This window comes from Actinomadura sp. SCN-SB (genome assembly GCF_043906805.1).
Classification (GTDB): Bacteria; Actinomycetota; Actinomycetes; order Streptosporangiales; family Streptosporangiaceae; genus Spirillospora.
This window is the reverse complement of record NZ_JBIMPP010000108.1, coordinates 1-16,845: the sequence shown is the minus strand read 5'-3', so window position 1 is coordinate 16,845 and position 16,845 is coordinate 1. Positions and strand designations below refer to the sequence as shown.

Here is a 16,845-nt window from a genome sequence, read left to right as displayed (position 1 = left end):
TCGCGATCGCAGCGCTTGAGCGACCGTTCGTGGCTGGGGTGACGGGCTGAGGCGGGTTGTTAGACGCCGCTGCGGGGTGTCTACCCCCGGGACGCCCCGCGGCGGTTGTGTTTATTGGCTCGCGTGAGCTGCGCTCCTCGCCTGGCGGCTCGCTGCGCGATCAGGTTCCTCGCAGGCTCGGAACCTGCCTTCGGTCGCGATCGCAGCGCTTTGAGCGACCGTTCGGGGTTGGGGTGACGGGCTGAGGCGGGTTGTTAGACGCCGCTGCGGGGTGATCTACCCCCTGGGACGCCCCGCAGCGGCCTTTTTTGATTGTTAGTGTTCGGCGGTTCGGCGGACGGCGTCGGCCATTATGGGGGGGATTTTGCCTTCGCGCTGGTAGATGGCGCGTTGGCGGCGGGCACCGTTGCCGTCCTTCATGACGCGGCCGAGCAGGTCGTGGACGGTGCGCAGGTCGCCGTAGCGGTCCAGGGCGGGGGTGACGTGGTCGAGGAGGGCCGTCACCACGTCCGCCGCGGGAGCGGAGCGGTGGGTCACGGGGTGGACCAGGTCCTCGTCCAGGCCGGAGCGGCTGGCCCGCCACATGGCCAGCTTCAGCAGGTCGGTGCGTACGGGGTCCGGGGGCTCGCCGGCGCGCCAGGCGGTCGCGGCGGTGTCGACCAGCGCCCGTACCAGCGCCGCCACCAGCACGGTGTCGGACGAGCGCAGGCACACGTCGGCCACCCGGATCTCGATGGTCGGGTGGTGCCGGGACAGCCGGGCATCGAAGTAGATCATGCCCTCGTCGAGGAGGGTGCCAGTCTCGATCAGCGCCCGCACGGCCGCGCGGTACTCCGCCGCCGACCCGAACAGCTGGGTCGGGCCGCTGGACGGCCACCGCCACCAGACCTGCTGCCGCCAGCTCTCGTACCCGGTGTCGTGCCCCTGCCAGAACGGGGAGTTCGCGCTGAGCGCCAGGAGCGGCGGCAGCCAGGGCCTGATCCGGTCGAGGACGGCGACGCCCTCGTCGGCCGAGCCGATGCTCACGTGCACGTGGCAGCCGCAGGTGAGCTGCTCGTCGGCGGTGAGCGCGTACGCGTCGGCCATGCGCCGGTACCGGCGGGACGGCGTCAGCGACGGGTGCACCTCCACCGGGCAGGTCGCCAGGGCCGCCACCGCCGCCCCCACGCCGGAGGCCGCGATCGACGCGGCCCGGCGGATGGTGACGACCTGCTCGGCCAGCTCGTCCAGCGTCGCGCAGGGAAGCGTGCACATCTCGAGCTGCTCGCGCTGCAGCTCGGTCTCGAAGATCCCCGCGTTGCCCGCCCCCACCAGCGGCACGCCCCCGTGCTCCCGCGCGTACCGGATCACCGCGTCCGACACGGCCCGAAGTCCCCCGCCGTCGGGGTCGACGAGCAGCAGCTCCTCCTCGACCCCGAACGTTCGCACGTCCATCGTTGTGTTGTGCCCGCCGGTGGCCGCCTTACCAGCGCCGTCGCCGCAAGCCTTTACTGGCGGTCCTGGCGGAGGGAGGAGAGGGCCAGGAGGGCCACGTGGAGGGAGACGCAGGACTCCACGTCGTCCAGGTCGGCGTTGAGGACGCGTTCTATGCGGCGCAGGCGTTCGTAGAAGGCGGGACGGGACAGGTGGGCCTTCTGGGCGGCGACGGCCTTGTTGCGGCCCGCGTCCAGGTAGAGGCGGAGGATGTGGGTCAGGTCGCCCTTGCGCTCGGCGTCGTACTCCAGGAGGGGGCCGAGTTCGCGTTCGACGAAGGTCTGGATGCGGGCGTCGTCGCGGAGCAGGTGCAGCAGGCCGCGCAGGCGCAGGTCGGGCATGCGATAGAAGAGCCGGTCGCCGGAGGAGCCGCTGGCCACGTCGGCGACCTGGTCGGCCTCCAGGAACGAGCGGCGCACGTCCCGGATGGAGGACACCACCGACCCGGCCGCCATGACCCCGTCGGACTGCTTCCGGACGCGGGTCGCCACGGCGGTGAGCGCGGTCTCGGGGTCGGAGCGCGCCGGGAGGGACGCCAGGACGCCGACCCGGGCGGAGGGCCCGCCCTCGTCCAGGACGCCGACCAGCGCGGCGAGCCGGGCGTCCTTGCAGGCCGCGGCGGCGACCTCGGCCAGCTCGGAGACCTCCGCGGGCTGCGCGTGGCCGCGGGTGCGCAGCACCACGCCGATCAGGCGGCGGCCCGACAGGGGGACGCCCAGCGCGCGGGAGCGGGCGGCGGCCTCCTGCGGGTCGGAATAGGAGTGCTCCAGGATCCGGGCGATGATCGTGCCGTGCGCCTGGCGTTCGACGCTCTCGGCGTGCCGGTCCAGCAGCCTGCCCAGCGCCAGCGTGGTGGCGGCCCGTTCGATCAGGACGGTGTCGCGGGCGGTGGGCGGCGCGCCCAGCGTGATGATCAGGCGGCCCCAGTCCTCGCCGCGGGCGCCGACCATGGTGACCAGCCAGCCGGACGCCGCGTCGTACGCGGTGCGCTGCCCGGGACGGACGGCGCGTGAGCGGGTCTCCCACGCCGACAGCAGCTCGGCCGGGTCGCGGCCGTCGGCGTCGGCGGCCAGCACCTGGTGCGACAGGTTCTCCAGGACGACGGCGTGCCCGCCCAGCGCCGCGGTCTGCCGGACGACCTCCTCGGTGGACGCGCCCTCCACCGACAGCTGGGTGAAGATCTCGTGCAGCCGCTCGGAGGCGCGCAGCTCCGCGTACTGGTCCTGGACGATCCGGGCGTGCACGGACTCGGTGATGTCCACGAACGCGGGCTCGTGCGCCAGCATGACGACCGGCAGCCGGTGCTCCTCGGCGGCGGCCAGCAGGGCGGGCGGCAGGGCGTCGGCGTACCGCCGGCCCAGCTCGATCATCAGCCCGCTGACCCCGACCTCGGCCAGCTCGGCGATGTAGGCCCGCAGCCGTTCCGGCTCGTCCGGTAAGGCGATGCCGGTGGTCAGGACCAGCTCGCCGCCGTGCAGCAGGTGCGCGATGTCGGTGACCTCGGCCACATGGACCCAGCGGACCCGGTTGTCCAGCCGGTCGCCGCCGGCGACCACATGCGGCTGGCCGCGGCGCACCGCGTCGAGACAGAGCACATCGCCCAGCGTGGGAAGCATGGTCTTACACAGTGTAAAGGGTGCCACTCCGTCAAGCGTCCGGCCTGGATCGTGACACTGTGGCGGTTCCCACCGCAGGCCGCCGGGACGAGACTGTGGGCATGTCGGAACATGCGAGTCTGCTGCAGCGCCACCGGGCCGTCATGCCGTCCTGGGTGGCCCTCAACTACGAGCGTCCCATCGAGATCGTCGCCGGCAAGGGCAACCGCGTGACCGACGGCGAGGGCAACGGCTACCTCGACTTCTTCACGGGCATCCTCAGCAACATGATCGGGTACGACGTGCCCGAGGTCAGGGAGGCGGTGGAGCGGCAGATCGCCACCGGCATCGTGCACACCTCCACCTCCTACCTGCTGCGCGGCCAGATCGAGCTCGCGGAGAAGATCGCGCGGCTGTCCGGGATCCCGGACGCCAAGGTGTTCTTCACCAACTCCGGCACCGAGGCCAACGAGACCGCGCTGCTGCTGGCCGCCTACACCCGCCGCACCGACCAGATGCTGGCGATGCGGCAGAGCTACCACGGCCGCTCGTTCGGCGCGATCGGCGTCACCGGCACCCGGGCCTGGACGAACCTGTCGTACTCGCCGGTCCACGTCCACTTCCTGCACGGCGCCGACCGGCACCTGCCGCAGTTCAAGGACCTGTCGGACGAGGCGTACATCGACGTGTGCGTCGAGGACCTGCGGCACGTGCTGGCGACCGCGGCGGGCGGTGAGGTGGGCGCGCTGATCGCCGAGCCGATCCAGGGCGTGGGCGGCTTCACCATGGCCCCCGACGGGCTGTTCCGCGCGTACAAGGAGGTCCTGGACGAGTACGGCATCCTGCTCATCTCCGATGAGGTGCAGACGGGGTGGGGCCGTACCGGGCAGAGCTTCTTCGGCATCCAGAGCCACGGCGTGACGCCCGACATGATGACCTTCGCCAAGGGCCTGGCCAACGGCTTCGCGATCGGCGGCGTCGTCGCCCGCGGGGACCTGATGGACGCGCTGCCCGCGGTGGGGATCTCCACGTTCGGCGGCAACCCGATCGCCATGGCGGCCGGCAACGCCACGCTCGACTACGTCCTGGAGCACGACCTCCAGTCCAACGCCGCCCGGCAGGGCGAGACGATCATCGGGGGGCTGCGCGCCGCGGCCGAGACGCTGGACATCGTCCGGGCCGTGCGCGGCAAGGGCCTGATGTTCGCGGTCGAGCTGGCCGACCCCGCGACGGGCGAGCCCAGCCCGCCGCTGGCCGCCGCCGTGCTGGAGGCCACGCGGGAACGCGGGCTGCTGGTCGGCAAGGGCGGCCTGTACGGCAACGTGGTGCGGATGGCGCCTCCGCTGACGCTCACCGACGCCGAGGCGGCCGAGGGCCTGGCCATCCTGACCGACGCCCTCCAGAGCGTGAACGAGGCCGCGACGTCATGACCCGGCACATCACCCACTGGATCGACGGCAAGCCGCACACCGGCGCCCCCGCCGAACGGCAGGGCGAGGTGTACGAGCCCTCGTCCGGCCGCGTGAGCGGCAGGGTCGACTTCGCGGGGCGGGAGGAGATCGACGCCGCGGTCGCCGCCGCGAAGGCCGCCTTCCCCGCCTGGCGGGATACCTCGCTTGCCCGGCGCACCGCGATCCTGTTCCGCTTCCGCGAACTGGTGAACGCGCACCGCGACGAGTTGGCCAGGCTGATCTCGTCCGAGCACGGCAAGGTGGTCTCGGACGCGGCGGGCGAGGTGGCGCGCGGCCTGGAGGTCGTGGAGTTCGCCTGCGGCATCCCGCACCTGCTCAAGGGCGGGTTCTCGGAGAACGTCTCGTCCCGTGTGGACGCCTACTCGATCCTTCAGCCGCTGGGCGTGGTCGCGGGGATCACCCCGTTCAACTTCCCCGCGATGGTGCCGATGTGGATGTTCCCCGTCGCGATCGCCTGCGGGAACACCTTCGTCCTCAAGCCGTCGGAGAAGGACCCGTCCGCCTCGGTCCGGCTGGCGGAGCTGTGGGCGGAGGCCGGGCTGCCCGAGGGCGTCTTCAACGTCGTCCACGGCGACAAGGCCGCGGTGGACGGGCTGCTGCACCATGACGACGTCAAGGCGGTCAGCTTCGTCGGCTCCACCCCGATCGCCCGCTACATCTACGAGACGGCGGCCCGCCACGGCAAGCGCGTCCAGGCCCTCGGCGGCGCCAAGAACCACATGGTGGTGCTGCCCGACGCCGACCTCGACCTGGCCGCGGACGCCGCGGTGTCGGCCGGGTTCGGCTCGGCGGGCGAGCGCTGCATGGCCATCTCCGTCGTCGTCGCCGTCGACCCGGTGGGGGACGAGCTGATCGGCAAGATCACGGAGCGCGTCGCCAAGCTCAAGGTCGGTCCCGGCGACAACCCCGAGTCGGAGATGGGCCCGCTGGTCACCAAGGCGCACCGGGACAAGGTCGCGTCCTACCTGGACGCGGGCGTCGCCCAGGGCGCCACCCTCGTGGTGGACGGACGCGAGACGCCGGTCCTCGGCGACCCGGGCGACGGGTTCTGGCTCGGCCCGACCGTCCTCGACCATGTGACGCCGGAGATGGACGCCTACAAGGACGAGATCTTCGGTCCCGTCCTCTCCATCGTCCGGGCCCGCTCCTACGACGAGGCCATGGAGATCATCGCCGGCAACCCGTACGGCAACGGCACCGCGATCTTCACCAACGACGGCGGGGCGGCGCGCCGCTTCCAGAACGAGGTGGAGGTCGGCATGGTCGGCATCAACGTGCCGATCCCCGTGCCGATGGCCTACTACTCCTTCGGCGGCTGGAAGTCGTCCCTGTTCGGCGACAGCCACGCCTACGGCATGGAGGGCGTTCACTTCTACACCAGGACCAAGGCGGTCACGGCGCGCTGGCTCGACCCGTCCCACGGAGGAGTGAACCTGGGCTTCCCCACCAACGGTTGAGCGCGAGCCCGGCGGCCAGGCAGGCGAACGGGATCGTGGGCACCACGTACCGGTAGTCGAAGTCGGCGCCGGCGATGGGGAACACCAGCAACGCCACGGCGGACGCCCACGCCGGCGCCGGCCCGCGCCGCGTGAGCCCCACCACGCCGACCGCGAACAGCGCGGCCAGCGCCGGTCCCGGGAGGTACACCCACCTCTGGTAGGCGATCATGAGGTCGGCGTACGGCTGGACGACCCGGCTCACGACGGATGACCGCTCGTACCGGGTCGCGTCAGCAAGCGCCGTGCCGTGCCCTCTGCCCCACCCCTTGTGGGAGGGAAGGACCTGGGGCCGGTCGGGGAAGTGGTACAGCGCCTCGGTGTTCGCCGTCGGGTGCGGGGAACGGTGGGGGCTGAAGGCCATGCCGACACCGTCACCGATCGCCTTCAGGTAGCCGCCGGGATTGGTGAGGATGGCGCGTACCGCGAAGTCGCGCAGGGTGTCGTTGGCCTCACGGCTGGTGACGTTCTCGTACACGACCCGGGGTGGGGCCTGGCTCCTCCAGATGAGACGTCCGGGCGGATACCCCTTGGCGCGCAACGAGGGGCTGAGGCACAGCGGTTTCAAGCCGGGCGGCATCTCATCGCAGTCGGCGAACGCCGCCGTCCGTCCCCACAGGTAGATGCCGTCGCTGGACGTGAGGCCGTAGGAGCCGTGAGCACCGTGGAACCAGACGGCGTAGGCCGCGAGGGGCACCACGGCGGCCGCACCGAAGACCAGGGCGTGCCACCTGCGGAGCAGCAGCCACAGGAAGACCACCGGAAGCAGGGGCAGGGCGGCCGACCGCACCAGCACCGCGTACCCGAGCAGCCCTCCGGCGACGGCGGCCATCCACCACTCGGACCGCCACAGCACGAGCGTCAACGCCGCCGCGATCAGGAAGGTGAACAGCGCTTCGGACATCAGCAGGTGCTCAAGCTCGATCGTGTACGCGTCGAACAGGATCGGCAGCGTGAACAGCGTGGCGCCCCACCCCGGCAACCCGGCCCGGTACAGCAGCGCGTAGACCATCACCGCGACGGCCAGGCCCATCGCGTGCTGCAAGCTCGCCACCAGGGCCAGGCTGTGGACGGGTTCGAGCAGCCTCAACACGAACGAATAGCCCAGCGTCTTGCTCGGTGACGGAGCGGGACGCAGCGCGTAACCGAGGTAGAAGGAGGAGTCCCCGGTGAACCACAGCACGCCGGGATATCCGAGCATGGTGAGCCACCGGACGGCGGCACCCAAGGCGAGCGCGGCGACGAACGGCGCATGAGTGGGACAAATCGCCCGTATTCGACCAAAAAGCCGACCCACCAGGTCAGGCTAGGTGCGACCGGCCGCGCGGGGTGAACGCCGCGCGTGACTTGGTGAACAGGTCACGTTCACCAGACGCCGGCGATGCCCTGATCGAACCTTCGGGCAAGGTCCGTCCGGGCCCCGCCGCCGACGCGGAGGGACGCGTCCGCCACCGGAGGGCGACCCGCTGTGACAACCGGCAGGTCCGGATGATGGGTATTTCCTGCCGTTCGCAGGTTTTCGTCGTCAATTTTCGTCACGCCGCCTCCGACAAATAATAGCTACAGGTGTTGACTGTCTCTGTGGCGGGACGCCACAATCTGATTGTCTCAATTAATTCGAGATGCAATTAAAAAGGACGGGTTCCGCGCGATGACTACTGGCGACCACTCGGCCGAGGCCGAGGCGCTCAGCCGGCGGTATCCGGGCTGGACCGTCTGGTTCGGCCCGTTCACCCGCCGCTGGTGGGCGCTCCCTCCGCGGGAGCGGAACCCGGCGGGGTTCGTCGAGGCCGAGTCACCGCAGCGGCTCATCGCACGGATCGAGGTGGTCCAGCACGGCGAAACCACCGGACACGACCCCGGGAGCCAGGTCCCGACCAGGGCCTACTCCCCGCCAGACCCCCGGCAGGACGCGCACCGGCCCTCGAACCTCCTCCGTCTCGAGGGCATCACACCGGCGGCGTCCCGGCGGGTACCGGTGATCGTGTGGCCAGGCAGCACTGCAAGGTGATCCGCTGTTCCCCAACCTCGCCACGCCCCACCGGTGCCGCCACGGCCCGGGACGGACGGTCAGCCCGCGCCATATCCCTCTCCAGCAACCTCCGTGTGTGGCGCGGACGCCAGCACCCGCCGTCCCCCCGGGCCGTGGCGGTTTCTCATGCGGCACGGCCCAAAGGCCATTCCTTAATGGTGTTCACCGGAGCGCCCTAAAAACAAAACCGGAAAAGCCGCGCCGTGCCCGCGCGTCCCGTCGCGGAATTCGGGTGCCGCCGCCGTTCGGACGGCGGGGCGCCGTCCCGGGCGGCCGAACGGATCCCGGAGCGACCCGGGAGGCGCTACGCTGCGCCGACGGGTGACGTGGGCGATTCGGGAGCGTGATGAGGCGGAGGTCCAAGGCGGCGGCCTCGGTGCTGGCCGTGGCGGCGATGGTCGGGGCGCTGGGCGGCGCCTGCACCGGTGACGACGAGCGGGAGCCGGTCGGCGCGATGCGGGCGGCGAGCACCCTGGGTCCCGGCGAGGGGGCGCTCAACCTGGTGACGCTGCCCGGCGAGGTGGAGGCGGGCGGCACCGACCCCCGGGTCGACTGGGTGACCCCGTTCCAGGAACGCACCGGATGCAAGGTCAGCGTCAAGGGGGCCCGCAACGCCCAGGAGCTGACCGAGCTGATGAGCAACAAGTCCCGTCAGTACGACGGCGTGGCCGCCCCGCCGGAGGTCGCCGGCCGTCTCATCGAGGGCAGGGACGTCGCCCCGGTCAACCCGAACCTGGTGGAGGGCTACAAGAGGCTCCAGCCCCGCCTGCGCTCCCTGCTCAAGAAGGACGACAAGGTCTACGGGGTCCCCTACGTCTGGGGCTCGAACCTCCTCATGTACGACACCAGGGCGGTGGAGTCGGCCCCGTCGAGCTGGGCGGCGCTGTTCGACCCCGCCCAGGCCGCGAAGCACTCGGGCCGGCTGGTGATCCGCGACAGCCCCCTGACCATCGCCGAGGCCGCCCTCTACCTGCGCAGCAAGAACCGCAAGCTCAAGATCAGCGACCCGTACTCCCTCACCCGCCGCCAGCTGGACGAGGTCATCAAGATCCTGGTCCGGCAGCGCCCGCACGTGAAGGAGTACTGGGAGCTGCCCGCCGACGCCGTGAGCGCCTTCGCCGGCGGGGGAGCGGCCGTGGGCCAGGTCTGGCCGTACCAGGTGGACGTTCTGACCCGCGCGGGCAAGCCGGTGCAGGGCGTCGTCCCCGACGGCGGCGTCACCGGCTGGATGAAGGCGTGGATGATCGGCGCCCGCGCCCAGCACCCCAACTGCATGTACCAGTGGTTGCAGTGGACCGCGTCGCCCGACGTCCAGCAACAGGTCGCCGAGTGGTCGGGCGTGGCGCCCGCCAACCCCCAGGCATGTACCGGCGACCGCCTGCGCGCCGCCTTCTGCAACGCCTACCGCGTGAGCGACCGCGACTACCTGGAGAAGGTCATCTTCGCCCACACCCCGTCCAGGGAGTGCGGCGCGGGTGACGAGGACGACAGCGACATGAACGGCCGCCGCGACTGCACCGACTACACGGAGTGGACAAAAGCCTGGATCCAGGCCACCAAGTCCTGAGCCAGGGCGAGCAACCACGTCCCCGAACCCCGCAACAACACCAACCGCCGCGATCGCGACCGAAGGCAGGGGCGAGCGCCAGCGAGACCCTGATCGCGTAGCGAGCCGCCAGGCGAGTCGGAGCGATGCAGCGATCGCCGCGTAAGCGACAAGCGACGAGCCGCCAGGCGAGGAGCGCAGCTCGCTGAAGCAAATAGAGAGGGTCCCACCTCAGCCCCGAACGGCGGCCAACCGCCGCGATCGCGACCCAAGGCAGGGGCGAGCGCCAGCGAGACCCTGATCGCGAAGCGAGCCCCTGGGCGAGTCGGAGCGATGCAGCGATCGCCGCGTAAGCGACAAGCGACGAGCCGCCAGGCGAGGAGCGCAGCTCGCTGAAGCAAAGAAAAAAGGGCGCGCCCGGCCGCCCCCAGCCGGGCGCGCCACCCGGGTGGTCCCGGACCTCCCCCCGATGGTCCGGGTCACCCTTTCTCCTGGAGAGATCTCCCGGATGCCGGTGTCGGTCTAGCGAGCTAGTCGAGTACCGGCATCGCCGCTCTGGCCCGCCGGGCGGGCGGGCGGGCGGCGGTGGTCGGCTCCGGGCCTTGGGGCCCGCGGGGGATCGGCAGGGCGGGTGCGCAATCGTCGCACGCGAACACCCCTTGGCCGTCGGGCAGTAGCCCTAGGCGTACTCGTGGCCGCGGCCACTTTTTGTGGCAGACGACGCAGGCGTCGCCTTGGCGTTGCGCGGCGGTCAGCACGCCGGGGTCGAACCGTGGTTCCCCCGTGTGGCCCATTGCCCATTCCCCCTGTGTAGCGGGAGCCGACATCACAGAATCCTTTATAGGTGGTGAAACGTGTTGCTCTCGTTACTCACAGTGAAAATGGCGGCAAAGGTCAGGGGGTATGCGGGGCGGTCCGGGGGTGGCCGTTCCGGGAATGCACATGGGTGATCTGCCGTCGCCCCAGGTGGGGTGGGAATTGCGGGGGAGGAGGGGGCCGGATCGCGGCGCCTGCTTTGCCCTGGTTTAGGCGGTCTCCGCATAGAAATAAGAGATGCGGGGAAACAGCGGGGCCGATCGCCCGGCGAGGTCGTCGCGTCCGGTGCGTGACAGGCCGGCGCCGCTGCGGCTGCTCTCCCTTTCCGTGGCGATCGTCGCCACGTCGCTGCTCACCACCGGCGCCTGGGCGATGGACACGTTCCTGCCCGGCGCCGTGGTGGGCGCGGGCCTGTGCCTGCTCCTGCTCACGCCGCTCCTGTGGTCGTTGCGGCGCTCGGCGAAGCGGCGCAGGGACGCCGTCCAGCGCTTCGAGGCGCGGCTGTCGGAGGTCGCCGAGTCCGGGTGGGGGCTGCGCGTCCCCCCGCCCGGCGCCGCCGACCGCGGCGGCGGGGAGATCGCGCGGCTCACCCGTACGGTCAACGGCATGCTGGACCGGGAGGAACGGACGATGGCGCGGCAGCGCCAGTTCGCCGCGGACGCCTCGCACGAGCTGCGCACCCCGATCGCCGGGTTGCGCACCAAGATCGAGGTGGCGCTGGCGGATCCGGAGGAGGTCGATCCGGTGGGGACCCTGAAGGACGCGCTCCGCGATGTCGAGCGGCTGCACCAGATCGCCGAGGACCTGCTGGCCCTGGCCCGGATCGACGTCGGCGCGCGGCCCGAGCGCGCGCCACTGGACCTGACCGGCCTGGTCCGGGACGAGGTGGCGGCCCGCACGTCGGCCGTCCCGCTGCGCAGCGGCTTGCGGGACGGCGTGCTGGTGGAGGGGAACCGCCCGCAGATCGTCCGGGCGCTGGTCAACCTGCTCAACAACGCCGAACGGTACGCCGAGCGGGAGATCACCGTCAGCCTCGGAACCGAGGGGCGTGAGGCGGTGCTGGAGGTGCGCGACGACGGGCCCGGCATCGCCGTCGGCGATCGGGAGCGCGTCTTCGACCCGTTCGCCCGGCTGGACTCCGCGCGCAGCCGCGACAGCGGCGGCAGCGGCCTCGGGCTGCCCGTGGCCCGCGAGATCGTCACCGCGCACGGCGGGCGGCTGAATGTCGCGGACAGTGACCGCGGCGCGCGCCTCGTCCTGCGGCTCCCCCTGTACCGCCCGCGCGAGAGGGGCGAGCAGGCCGAGGAGGACGACCCGGAGCGGGGGGAACGCGCCACGTTCCGCCCGCCCATGCGCGCCACCCCGCGCCCCGAGGGGAGCGGCTGAGCCCGGCCCGCCGCCGTTACGACGACTGCGCCCTCCGGTACAGGTTCTGCGCGTCGGCGCCGAAGTACGGCCCGAACATGTGCGTCGGCAGGAAGTTGTACTTGAAGCTGTTGACCGAGTTCTGGACGCCCGTGCCGGTCGCCTCGTCGAAGCTCAGGAACCATGGTCCCCCGCTGGACCCGCCGGTCATGGTGCACGTCATCCCCTGCGCGGTGGTGCCCAGCAGGTCGTTGATGACGGGGCCGCTGCAATAGGTGAGCGTGCTTCCGTCGTAGGGCGCCTCGGCCGGGTAGCCGAAGGCGTGCATGGTCTGCCCGCGGTCCTGGTTGAACGCGATGCCTTGCCCGCCCACGGTGTCGACCAGGTTGCGGCCGTCCAGGGAGTTCACCACGGCGGCGCCCACGTCGTAGTTGATGTCCTCGGTGGCGTCCCATTGGGGCGTGGTGAGGGTCTGCCTGGCGGTCCAGGTGCCGTACGGGCGCTGCCCGTCGTCGTAGCCCGGGACGAACACCCAGTTGGTGTGCCAGGAGCCTTCCAGCTTCACGCAGTGGCCCGCCGTGATGACCGTGCTCCTGTTGGCGCTGGTGACCGCGTCCCCTGAGCAGGACGCGTTGCGCCCCTGGAAGGTGAAGAACACGCGTCCCGCCGTGCGCGCGACCTTGCCGCCTTGCGTCCAGGCCGCTCCCGGGTTGAGGAGAGGCAGCGCCTTGGTGGCGGGGAACTGCTGCTTGACGCCCCGCTTCACCGACTTCTGGCTGGAGGGCCTGGCCTTGAACAGCCGTTCCATCGGTACGGCAGAACGCATGCGCTCGCGCGTCCAGTAGGCGGTGACGCGCTTCTCCGCGGCGTCCCCGATCGCTTGCGCGCGGACCTTGGGCGAGGGCGGGGCGGCCTGGGCGGGGGCGGCCAGCAGTGGCGTGATGAGGACGGCTCCGCCGAGCGCGGAGAAGGTCATGGCCCGGACGTGAGGGGAGCGTTTCATGGGGCCTCCGAAGAGCCGGGGGAGCTGGACGGCGAGGCGTGTCCGTTCGTGAGCGGACGGTAAGCGGACCGTATTTCGCCGGCCATGGCGCGACTAGTGGCATAAATCCACGAACAGAGCCACCTATCTGCACAGTCCTAGACGTTTCCGCATGTGGAGCGTCCTTCCGGGTGACGGCGGGCCGCCACCGTGGGTGATCGGGAGATCGCCGGTGGGTGGGCACGGCGGCACGGGTCCGCGCGCGCCCGGGGGCCGCGATGGCCGACAATGGACCGCGTGATGCCATCTCCCAGCGCCGCCGTCCCCTCCGGCGGTTCCTCCGAAGGCCCGCGGGGCCGCCGCGATGTCGCCGTGCTCGGCTCGACCGGGTCGATCGGCACCCAGGCCCTCGACGTGATCCGCCGCAACCCGGACCGGTTCCGGGTGACCGGGCTCGCGGCCGGCGGCGGACGGGTGGAGCTGCTGGCCGAGCAGGCCCTGGAGTTCCGTCCCGAGATCGTCGCGGTGGCCCGCGCGTCCGCCGCCCAGGACCTGCAACTCGCCTTCTACGCCGAGGCGAGGCGGCGCGGGTACGCGGCGGGCGAGTACGCCATACCGAAGATCGTCGCGGGTCCGGAGGCGGTCGCCGAGGTCGCGTCCTGGCCGTCCGACCTGGTGCTGAACGGCGTCACCGGCGCGCTGGGCCTGTCCTCCACCCTGGCCGCCCTGGACGCGGGACGCACGCTCGCGCTCGCCAACAAGGAATCCCTGATCGTCGGCGGGCCGCTGGTGAAGGAGCGGGCCCGGCCCGGCCAGATCGTTCCCGTCGACTCCGAGCATTCCGCGCTGGCGCAGTGCCTGCGCGGCGGGCACGCGGCCGAGGTGCGGCGGCTGGTGCTCACCGCCAGCGGCGGTCCGTTCCGCGGCCGGACCCGGGACGAGCTGGCCGCCGTCACCCCCGAGCAGGCGCTCGCCCACCCGACCTGGGACATGGGCCCGGTCATCACGATCAACTCCGCCACCCTGGTCAACAAGGGGCTGGAGGTGATCGAGGCGCACCTGCTGTTCGACGTCCCGTTCGACCGGATCGAGGTCATGGTGCACCCCCAGTCGGTGATCCACTCGATGGTGGAGTTCGCCGACGGCTCGACGCTCGCCCAGGCCAGCCCGCCCGACATGCGGCTGCCGATCGCGCTGGGCCTCGCCTGGCCCGACCGGGTCCCCGACGCCGCGCCCGGCGTGGACTGGACGCGGGCGCACACCTGGGAGCTGTTCCCGCTCGACCGCGAGGCGTTCCCCGCCGTCGCGCTGGCCGCCGAGGTCGGGACCAGAGGCGGCACCGCGCCCGCCGTCTACAACGCGGCCAACGAGGAATGCGTCGAGGCGTTCCGTGCCGGACGCCTCCCCTTCCTGGGGATAGTGGACACGGTCGCGCGGGTAGTGGAGGAGCACGGAACGGCCACCACGACCGGCCTGACGCTCGACGACGTCCTCGCCGCCGACGCGTGGGCGCGGACACGGGCGAGGGAGATCACAGGGTCGGCCTGACCCGGGGAGGGGAGGGACGCGGTGTCCTTTCTCCTCGGCGTGGTGCTGTTCGTCGCCGCGCTGCTGATCTCGGTGATGCTGCACGAGGCGGGCCACCTGGTGACCGCCAAGCGCTTCGGCATGAAGGCCACCCAGTACTTCGTGGGCTTCGGCCCCACGCTGTGGTCGCGCCGCAAGGGCGAGACCGAGTACGGCATCAAGGCGGTCCTCCTCGGCGGCTTCGTCAAGATCGTCGGCTATACGCCGCTGGAGGAGATCGACCCGGCCGACCGGCCCCGCGCCTTCTACCGGCAGCCCGCGGGACGCAGGGCCGTCGTGATCGCCGGCGGCGTCGTGATGAACTTCGCCTTCGCCTTCGTCCTGCTCATGCTGATGGCGATGGCCATCGGGCTGCACGTCCCCGGCACCGCCACCACCACGGTGCGGGAGGTCAGCCCGTGCGTCCCGGAGAACGCGCAGGCCGCCTGCGCCCGCGGAGACCCGCCCTCACCCGCCGCCGTCGCGGGGCTGCGCGAGGGCGACCGGGTGGTCTCGTTCAACGGCACGCCCGTCCGGAACTGGGACGAGCTGCGGCGGGCCATCGCGGCATCCAGGCCAGGGCAGACCGTCGCCGTCGTGGTGGACCGCGCCGGTGCGCGGGTCACCCTGCGGCCGAGGCTGGCCTCCTCCGGCGGGCAGCCGTTCCTGGGCATGTCCGCGCGCGTGGTCGGCGAGGGGTACGAGCGCGTCGGACCCGTCGGCGCGGCGGCGTTCGCGTCCCGGGTGATCGGCGAGACCGTCGGCGGCATCGGCCGGGCCCTGGCCGACCTGCCCGCCGCCGTCCCCCACCTGTTCTCCGAGGACCGTGCCAGCACCCCGGGCGGCCAGGTCGGCAGCGTGGTCGGGGCGGGCGACGTGTCAGGGCAGATCTTCGCCTCCGACAGCTCCTGGCAGGACAAGCTCGTCCTGTACCTGTCGCTGGTCGTCTCGCTGAACATCTTCCTGGGCGCGCTCAACGTCATCCCCATCCTGCCGCTCGACGGCGGCCACCTGGCGATCGTCGCCTACGAACGGGCCCGCGCCCTGGTGGCGCGGCTGCGCGGACGGCCCGACCCCGGCACGGTGGACGTGGCCAAGCTCATGCCCATCGCCTACGTGGCCATCTTCCTGCTGATCGGGCTGGGACTGCTCCTGATCGCGGCGGACTTGGTCAACCCCCTGCGGCTTCCGCAATAGCGATCACCAAGACTTCTCCCGGGTCCGCGTCATCCCATGCCCCGCGGGCACTTAGGGTGGGGAGGCGGGTGCCGACTGGGTGCGGGCATCCCGCGTACGGGGTCGTTCAAAGGGAGAGGGATGAGCGTTTCACTCGGAATTCCGACGATCCGCGGCGAAGGCGACGGTCCGGGGGACGGAGCCGGTGAGCGGCGGCAGGTCGCGCCGCGCCGCGCCTCCCGGCGGATCATGGTCGGCGACGTCCCCGTCGGGGGCGACGCGCCGGTCTCCGTGCAGTCGATGACCACCACGCTGACCGCCGACGTCAACGCCACACTCCAGCAGATCGCCGAACTGACCGCCGCGGGCTGCCAGATCGTACGGGTCGCGGTCCCCTCCCAGGACGACGCGGACGCGCTGCCGCAGATCGCCCGCAAGTCTCCCATCCCGGTGATCGCCGACATCCACTTCCAGCCCAAGTACGTGTTCGCCGCGATCGACGCGGGCTGCGCGGCCGTCCGGGTCAACCCGGGCAACATCAAGAAGTTCGACGACAAGGTCGGCGAGATCGCCAAGGCCGCCTCCGACGCCGGCGTCCCCATCCGGATCGGCGTCAACGCCGGCTCGCTGGACAAGCGCCTGCTGGAGAAGCACGGCAAGGCCACCCCCGAGGCGATGGTGGAGTCCGCCCTCTGGGAGTGCTCGCTGTTCGAGGAGCACGGCTTCCGCGACATCAAGATCTCCGTCAAGCACAACGACCCCGTCGTGATGATCGAGGCGTACCGCCAACTGGCCGCCGCCTGCGACTACCCGCTGCACCTCGGCGTCACCGAGGCCGGTCCCGCCTTCCAGGGCACCATCAAGTCCGCGGTCGCCTTCGGCGCGCTGCTCTCCCAGGGCATCGGCGACACCATCCGCGTCTCGCTGTCCGCGCCCCCCGTGGAAGAGGTCAAGGTCGGCGCCCAGATCCTGGAGTCCCTCGGCCTGCGGAAGCGCGGCCTGGAGATCGTGTCCTGCCCGTCCTGCGGCCGCGCCCAGGTGGACGTCTACACCCTCGCCGAGCGGGTCACCGCCGCCCTGAAGGACTTCCCCGTCCCGCTGCGCGTCGCCGTGATGGGCTGCGTCGTCAACGGCCCCGGCGAAGCCCGCGAAGCCGACCTCGGCGTCGCCTCCGGCAACGGCAAAGGCCAGATCTTCGTCAAAGGCGAGGTCATCAAGACCGTCCCGGAATCCCAGATCGTCGAAACCCTCATCGAAGAAGCCATCCGCATCGCCGAAGACATGGGCGTAGAAGTCTCTTAGCAAGCACGAGCTGCGCTGTGTTTT

Annotated in this window: 12 protein-coding genes; 8 read left to right on the top strand and 4 right to left on the bottom strand. The window is 71.5% G+C overall.

Annotation, left to right across the window (positions count from 1 at the left end):
* Positions 1-315 precede the first annotated feature (315 nt).
* Entirely contained in the window at positions 316-1,434 is a 1,119-nt protein-coding gene (locus tag ACGWYJ_RS37160; protein WP_395111265.1) for a glutamate--cysteine ligase, read from the bottom strand.
* A 53-nt stretch (positions 1,435-1,487) separates the two neighbouring features.
* Positions 1,488-3,089 carry a PucR family transcriptional regulator gene (locus ACGWYJ_RS37155; RefSeq protein WP_395111264.1) on the bottom strand — a complete coding sequence of 534 codons (1,602 nt, stop codon included), beginning with the start codon at positions 3,087-3,089 and terminating at the stop codon, positions 1,488-1,490.
* 101 nt (positions 3,090-3,190) lie between these two features.
* Between ACGWYJ_RS37155 and ACGWYJ_RS37150 the strand changes: the two genes are divergently transcribed.
* Positions 3,191-4,498 carry an aspartate aminotransferase family protein gene (locus ACGWYJ_RS37150; RefSeq protein ID WP_395111263.1) on the top strand — a complete coding sequence of 436 codons (1,308 nt, stop codon included), beginning with the start codon at positions 3,191-3,193 and terminating at the stop codon, positions 4,496-4,498.
* Entirely contained in the window at positions 4,495-5,997 is a 1,503-nt protein-coding gene (locus ACGWYJ_RS37145) for a CoA-acylating methylmalonate-semialdehyde dehydrogenase (RefSeq protein ID WP_395111262.1), read from the top strand. Before ACGWYJ_RS37150 ends, ACGWYJ_RS37145 begins: the two co-directional genes overlap by 4 nt.
* Here the strand turns inward: ACGWYJ_RS37145 and ACGWYJ_RS37140 are convergent.
* On the bottom strand, positions 5,933-7,237 hold the full coding sequence (locus tag ACGWYJ_RS37140; RefSeq protein ID WP_395111261.1) for a hypothetical protein: 1,305 nt from the start codon (positions 7,235-7,237) through the stop codon (positions 5,933-5,935). The two genes, ACGWYJ_RS37145 and ACGWYJ_RS37140, sit on opposite strands and share 65 nt — an antisense overlap.
* 450 nt (positions 7,238-7,687) lie before the next feature.
* On the opposite strand from ACGWYJ_RS37140, the gene ACGWYJ_RS37135 reads away from it, so the two are divergent.
* From ACGWYJ_RS37135 to ACGWYJ_RS37125, 3 genes are all read left to right on the top strand, one after another.
* Positions 7,688-8,047, top strand: a complete 360-nt coding sequence (locus tag ACGWYJ_RS37135) for a hypothetical protein (RefSeq protein ID WP_395111260.1) — start codon at positions 7,688-7,690, stop codon at positions 8,045-8,047.
* Positions 8,048-8,414: 367 nt separating this feature from the next.
* Positions 8,415-9,635 (top strand): extracellular solute-binding protein, encoded by a 1,221-nt coding sequence (locus ACGWYJ_RS37130; protein ID WP_395111259.1) that lies wholly within the window; start codon positions 8,415-8,417, stop codon positions 9,633-9,635.
* Positions 9,636-10,715: 1,080 nt separating this feature from the next.
* Positions 10,716-11,816 (top strand): sensor histidine kinase, encoded by a 1,101-nt coding sequence (locus ACGWYJ_RS37125; protein WP_395111258.1) that lies wholly within the window; start codon positions 10,716-10,718, stop codon positions 11,814-11,816.
* A gap of 16 nt (positions 11,817-11,832) precedes the next feature.
* On the opposite strand, the gene ACGWYJ_RS37120 is transcribed toward ACGWYJ_RS37125, so the two are convergent.
* Complete coding sequence (locus ACGWYJ_RS37120) at positions 11,833-12,798, bottom strand: trypsin-like serine peptidase (RefSeq protein WP_395111257.1); 966 nt, start codon at positions 12,796-12,798, stop codon at positions 11,833-11,835.
* A 279-nt stretch (positions 12,799-13,077) separates the two neighbouring features.
* On the opposite strand from ACGWYJ_RS37120, the gene dxr reads away from it, so the two are divergent.
* From dxr to ispG, 3 genes are all read left to right on the top strand, one after another.
* Positions 13,078-14,325, top strand: coding sequence for a 1-deoxy-D-xylulose-5-phosphate reductoisomerase (gene dxr, locus ACGWYJ_RS37115; protein WP_395111256.1), 1,248 nt, complete (start codon positions 13,078-13,080; stop codon positions 14,323-14,325).
* Positions 14,326-14,346: 21 nt separating this feature from the next.
* Positions 14,347-15,540: a M50 family metallopeptidase gene (locus ACGWYJ_RS37110; protein ID WP_395111255.1), complete on the top strand. Its 1,194-nt coding sequence runs from the start codon at positions 14,347-14,349 to the stop codon at positions 15,538-15,540.
* A 120-nt stretch (positions 15,541-15,660) separates the two neighbouring features.
* Positions 15,661-16,821 (top strand): flavodoxin-dependent (E)-4-hydroxy-3-methylbut-2-enyl-diphosphate synthase, encoded by a 1,161-nt coding sequence (gene ispG / locus ACGWYJ_RS37105; protein WP_395111254.1) that lies wholly within the window; start codon positions 15,661-15,663, stop codon positions 16,819-16,821.
* The last annotated feature ends 24 nt before the right edge of the window (positions 16,822-16,845 follow it).